Here is a 4,600-nt window from a genome sequence, read left to right as displayed (position 1 = left end):
GAACTCGGAAGAATTCATCAGCTGATCGTACCGGTTTTCGGCTACTCCATGACTTTCAACCTCGAGGTCATTCTCATGACCTGGATCGCCTTTGTGGTGATTTTTGTGCTGGGTTTTCTAATGGCGCGCAAACGGGGCATGGTGCCGGAATCCATGCAGGTGTTCGGGGAACTATTCGTTTCCAATCTTTACAAACTGACAGAAGATGCCCTGGACAAGGAAATGGCCAAGAAGTATGGCCCCTTGATCTGTGCGTTGTTTTTGTTTCTGCTGGTGTCCAACTGGCTGGGAATCGTCCCCCACCTGGATGAGCCCACCAAGGACCTCAATACCCCCTTGAGCCTCGGTGTGATGGGATTTGTCATTGCCCATGCCGCAGGGATACGTAAAAAAGGGTTTAAAAACTATGCCAGCGAGTATTTCCAGCCGATTTTTTTCATGGCGCCGCTGAATATCATCGGCGAGTTTGCCAAGATCGTATCCATCTCCTTCCGTCTGTTCGGCAATATCATGGGCGGGTCGATCATCATCCTGGTGGTCTCCTATCTCACCTACAGCATCTTGCTGCCGCCCTTTCTTTACGCCTTTTTCGGCATGTTCGTGGGTACCATTCAGGCTTTTGTCTTTACCATGTTAACGGTTGTATACATCTCAGTCCAGGTGAAATAGATGATGGATCTCGATGTTCAGGCCTGGGTTAAGGTCGCCGCGTTTGCCGGCGGGGGGATTGCCATGGGGCTGGGTGCGGTCGGCGCCGCCATCGGTGAAGGGTATACCGCTGCCCAGGCTAATCTGGCCGTCTCCAGAAACCCGAAGATTTCCGGCGATATCTTCAAGAACATGCTCGTGGGGCAGGCGGTTGCCGAATCAGCCTCTATTTTTGCCTTGGTGGTCGCGATCCTGCTTCTGTTCATGGATAAGGGAAATCCAAATATGCTTAAGGCGGCCGCCCTTTTCGGTGCCGGCATCAGCATGGGTTTCGGGGCAATCGGTTCGGGTGTCGGGTCCGGGTTTCCCGGTGGCCAGGCCTGCTTAGGACTTTCCCGCCAACCGGCGATATCCAGCAAGCTAACCACCAACATGCTCATCGGGTCCGCCGTTTGCCAGACCCCGGCGATCTTCTCCATGGTGGTGGCCCTGATGCTTCTGTTCATGGATTTTTCCAATGCACCCCTTCATCCCACTTGGGCAGCGTTGGTGGGGGCGGGTTTGAGTACAGGGCTAGCTGCCATCGGCTCGGGTTATGGCGGTGGTATGGCTGCCGGGGCCAGTTGCGAGGGTGTTGCCCGTCAGCCGGAGGCGGTTGGAAATATCACAACCATCATGCTGGTTGGCCAGGCCGTGGCCCAGACGCCATCCATTTTCGGGTTGCTGGTGAGTTTTATCCTGATGTTCAAAACCTTTCCCGAATCCTTGCAGCTGCAATCGGCCATGGCGCTCCTGAGTGCAGGCCTTTGCACGGGGCTTGGCGGCATTGGGCCGGGTGTGGGCAACGGCATGGCGGCGGAAGGCGCCGTTCGCTGGGTAGCCCGCAATGTCAAACATGCGGCGGATCTCATGCGGACCATGCTTGTGGGCCAGGCGGTCTCCCAATCCACGGCGATCTATGCGATGGTGGTCAGCCTGGTGTTGATATTTGTCTTGTAGTGTCAAGGCATTCGGCGACTTCCCGGCCGCTGAGATTTCAGATATTCAAATAGACGATGATAAAATAACACGGTAACGGAGGAGGACTATCATGGCGATCGAAGGCGCAGACATTGTCAAGGCGGCAGCATTTCTAGGTGCAGGTATATCCATGGGGCTGGGTGCGATCGGTCCCGGTGTGGGCGAAGGTATGGTGGCTGCCAAAGCGTGCGAGGCCATCGGCAAGAACCCCAAGGAAGCAGGTCTGTTGACCCGGACCATGTTGGTGGGCCAGGCCGTCTCTGAATCGACCGGCATCTATTCTCTGGTTATCGCCCTGCTGCTATTGTTTGTGGTTTAGCGAACCACCGCTATGGCCTGCATCTTCGGAACCGTCTCAACCTGCCGCTCAGGTACAGGAAACATGGTAAGGCAACTATTCAACAGAGAGCGTCCACCATGGAAATTATAGCGACCAACGCGCTGATCAGCATCAATGAAACCTTTATTGTTCAGCTGGTCTCCTTTCTGATCTTTCTCTATTTCATGAACCGGATTATGTTCCGTCCGCTGCTCAGCACCATTTCCCAGCGGAAGGAGTTAATTGCCGATTTCCAGAAAGATATCATTTCGGGAAAGGAAGACCTGGTTCGGTTAGGCAAAGATCTTGACCGCGAGCAGGCCAAGGTCATCAAAGAGGCCCATAAAGTAGCTCTTTCTCTGGAATCAGAAGGGGATCATCAGGCCTCGGAAATCTTGGAGGATGTCCGGCAACAGATTTCAGAATTGAGGCATGAAACGGAGGCCCGGGTGAAGGATCAAGTCCGGCAGGCGCGTTTGGAATTGGCCGGGGAGGTGGAGGTCATATCTTTGACGATCATGGAAAAAGTGCTTCATCGGAGGCTGTAATCATGAGGTTGACTGAAAGAGCCGGTGCCTTGTACGTCACGATCCTTTTTGCGGGATTATTTATGGTTGCGCTTCCAGTAGCGGCCCAGGCTGCTGATCCCCAATGGAGACCCACGTACGACGTGGCCATGCGCTGGGTCAACTTTATCATCCTGGTTGCCGTGATCGTAAAATATGCCAGAGAACCCATCAAAGACTTTCTAAAGCTGCAAAAAAGTGACATCGTTTCTGAAATTAGCGAACTTGAAACCGAAAAAGCCAGAATTATCAGCGAAATCAACGAAGTAAAGAAGAAGGGGACTGAAAACCGGGCTCGCTTTCAGGAACTCAAGGATAGGCTGATTGCCCAGGGAGAGACCCGCAAGCAGGAGATCGTGGAACAGGCCAGGCAACAAAGCAAAATCATGTTGGAAGAGACTCGGCGCAAGATGCAAAACCGGATCGTCCAGGCCAAGGCCGGCCTCAAAATGGAGTTGCTGGACATGGCCATTGATCAGGCAATGATGAAACTGCCGGACATGATAACCGCTGGCGACAACCAACAGCTACTAGATGATTATATGGGCAGTCTTCACACCTGAACGAATGCGCTGCTTACCCCAGTAACTTGCATTTCATGCCATTTAACCGATCTTTTATTGCAGCTTGACAGCGTCACCTTTTTTCATTAGGAAACCCTCGGTTCTCTTTTCGTCAAACCAACCTTTATCATTCACCGTTTTTGGACATAACGGGCAGGACGGGACGTTGATCATGGAAAAAAATTCCTCCATCGAAAAATTTATTAAGGAACAGATCGAAAAGTGGGAAAAACAAACCCAGACCCACATACCGGTAATCACCATCTCTTCGGAGCCGGGAAGTGGGGGGCGGGTCATCGCCCGGGGGCTGGCCAAACGGCTCGGCATCGATTTGTTTGACCGTGACATTGTCAAGGAAATTGCTGAAAGTGCCCACATCAGTGGAGCCGTGATTGAAACCATGGAAAAAGACCGGCTATCCGGCATCAAGGACTTTATCTCATCCCTAGTGAACGACCGCTATCTATGGCCGGGGGTTTACCTGGATCATTTGATGAAAGTGGTTGCCGCGATCGCCAGCCATGGCAATGCTGTCATCGTCGGTCGTGGTGCCAACTTTCTGATTCCGGCGGAAGACCGGTTGAGTGTCCGGGTAATTGCGCCTTTAGAGGTCCGGGTGAAGAACGTGGCCAAGGAATTCGGTGTCACCCGGGAGGAAGCCAAACGGCGGGTGATCAATCGGGAAAACCGCCGATCCGCCTTTATCCGCCAATCCTTTAATGCAGATGTCGCCGATCCGCGCAATTATGATTTGGTGGTCAACACCCAGAAAATAGACATCGATGCATCGCTGGGCGCGGTGATTGGCATGGTGGTCGGCAGCAAAGATACGGTGGTGAAAAAACCGGCAGCAACAAAAGCTAAGAAGAAATGATGCCTGCGGTCATCAGGCCGCCTGTCGATAGGCTGGGGAAAAACAGCAGGTCCCGTGATGGCAACCCGGCGGTACTGATGTTTCCCGCAGCACCTCTTCCATATTGATCAATTTCTGCTCCAATTTAAAAAGCACGCTGAAGTGTGGTGATTGTTGCCTGAAATGTGAATGCGCTTCATCAACATCAGCCTTCTTAACTGCTTGATCATCCTGCAATATTTTGAATTCACACAAAAAAGCAATATACCTGTTTGACATTGGGTCCTGAGTGAATTAATAGGGTCCTTTTTTCAGGGCGCGGTAGCTTCGGGACGTTGCCGCAACGCACCCTGCCCAGAAAAACGATTTTTTGGGACGACGCATCGCGCAACCCCATTCGATGGCTGCGCGCTTATGATGTTTATCATCCAATCCGTGAAAGGGATTCAAGATGGAAGGAGCCCTGCTTCCAATCGTTGTTTTTTTGCTGGTCTATGTGGCGCTGACCTTTGAGTTGGTCAACAAGGCCGTCGCCGCCCTGCTCGGCGTCATGATCCTGCTGGTGCTGCATGTGGTCAGCGAACACCAGGCCGTCGAATTCATCGATTTCGAAACCATCATGCTGCTGCTG

General features: G+C 52.5%; 8 protein-coding genes. 7 read left to right on the top strand and 1 reads right to left on the bottom strand.

Features of this window, described 5'->3' with window-relative positions; translation table 11 throughout:
• From atpB to ABYV26_RS21395, 6 genes are all read left to right on the top strand, one after another.
• A partial coding sequence (gene atpB / locus ABYV26_RS21420) for a F0F1 ATP synthase subunit A (RefSeq protein ID WP_372683395.1) occupies positions 1-669 on the top strand: 669 nt, incomplete at its 5' end.
• Complete coding sequence (gene atpE, locus ABYV26_RS21415; RefSeq protein WP_372683394.1) at positions 670-1,647, top strand: ATP synthase F0 subunit C; 978 nt, start codon at positions 670-672, stop codon at positions 1,645-1,647.
• Positions 1,648-1,738: 91 nt separating this feature from the next.
• On the top strand, positions 1,739-1,987 hold the full coding sequence (gene atpE, locus ABYV26_RS21410) for an ATP synthase F0 subunit C (protein WP_155305369.1): 249 nt from the start codon (positions 1,739-1,741) through the stop codon (positions 1,985-1,987).
• 98 nt (positions 1,988-2,085) lie between these two features.
• On the top strand, positions 2,086-2,535 hold the full coding sequence (locus ABYV26_RS21405; protein WP_372683393.1) for a hypothetical protein: 450 nt from the start codon (positions 2,086-2,088) through the stop codon (positions 2,533-2,535).
• Between the two features lie 2 nt (positions 2,536-2,537).
• Positions 2,538-3,116, top strand: coding sequence for a hypothetical protein (locus ABYV26_RS21400; protein WP_372683392.1), 579 nt, complete (start codon positions 2,538-2,540; stop codon positions 3,114-3,116).
• 172 nt (positions 3,117-3,288) lie between these two features.
• Positions 3,289-3,990 carry an AAA family ATPase gene (locus tag ABYV26_RS21395; protein ID WP_372683391.1) on the top strand — a complete coding sequence of 234 codons (702 nt, stop codon included), beginning with the start codon at positions 3,289-3,291 and terminating at the stop codon, positions 3,988-3,990.
• A gap of 12 nt (positions 3,991-4,002) precedes the next feature.
• Here the strand turns inward: ABYV26_RS21395 and ABYV26_RS21390 are convergent, their stop codons facing one another.
• Positions 4,003-4,248, bottom strand: coding sequence for a hypothetical protein (locus tag ABYV26_RS21390; RefSeq protein ID WP_372683390.1), 246 nt, complete (start codon positions 4,246-4,248; stop codon positions 4,003-4,005).
• 172 nt (positions 4,249-4,420) lie between these two features.
• On the opposite strand from ABYV26_RS21390, the gene ABYV26_RS21385 reads away from it, so the two are divergent.
• Positions 4,421-4,600 (top strand): hypothetical protein (locus ABYV26_RS21385; protein ID WP_372683389.1); only part of this gene is annotated, 180 nt, incomplete at its 3' end.

Source organism: Desulfosarcina sp. (assembly GCF_041551955.1).
GTDB lineage: Bacteria > Desulfobacterota > Desulfobacteria > Desulfobacterales > Desulfosarcinaceae > Desulfosarcina.
Note: the sequence above shows the minus strand (reverse complement) of the source record. Positions and strands in the feature narration are given on the sequence as shown.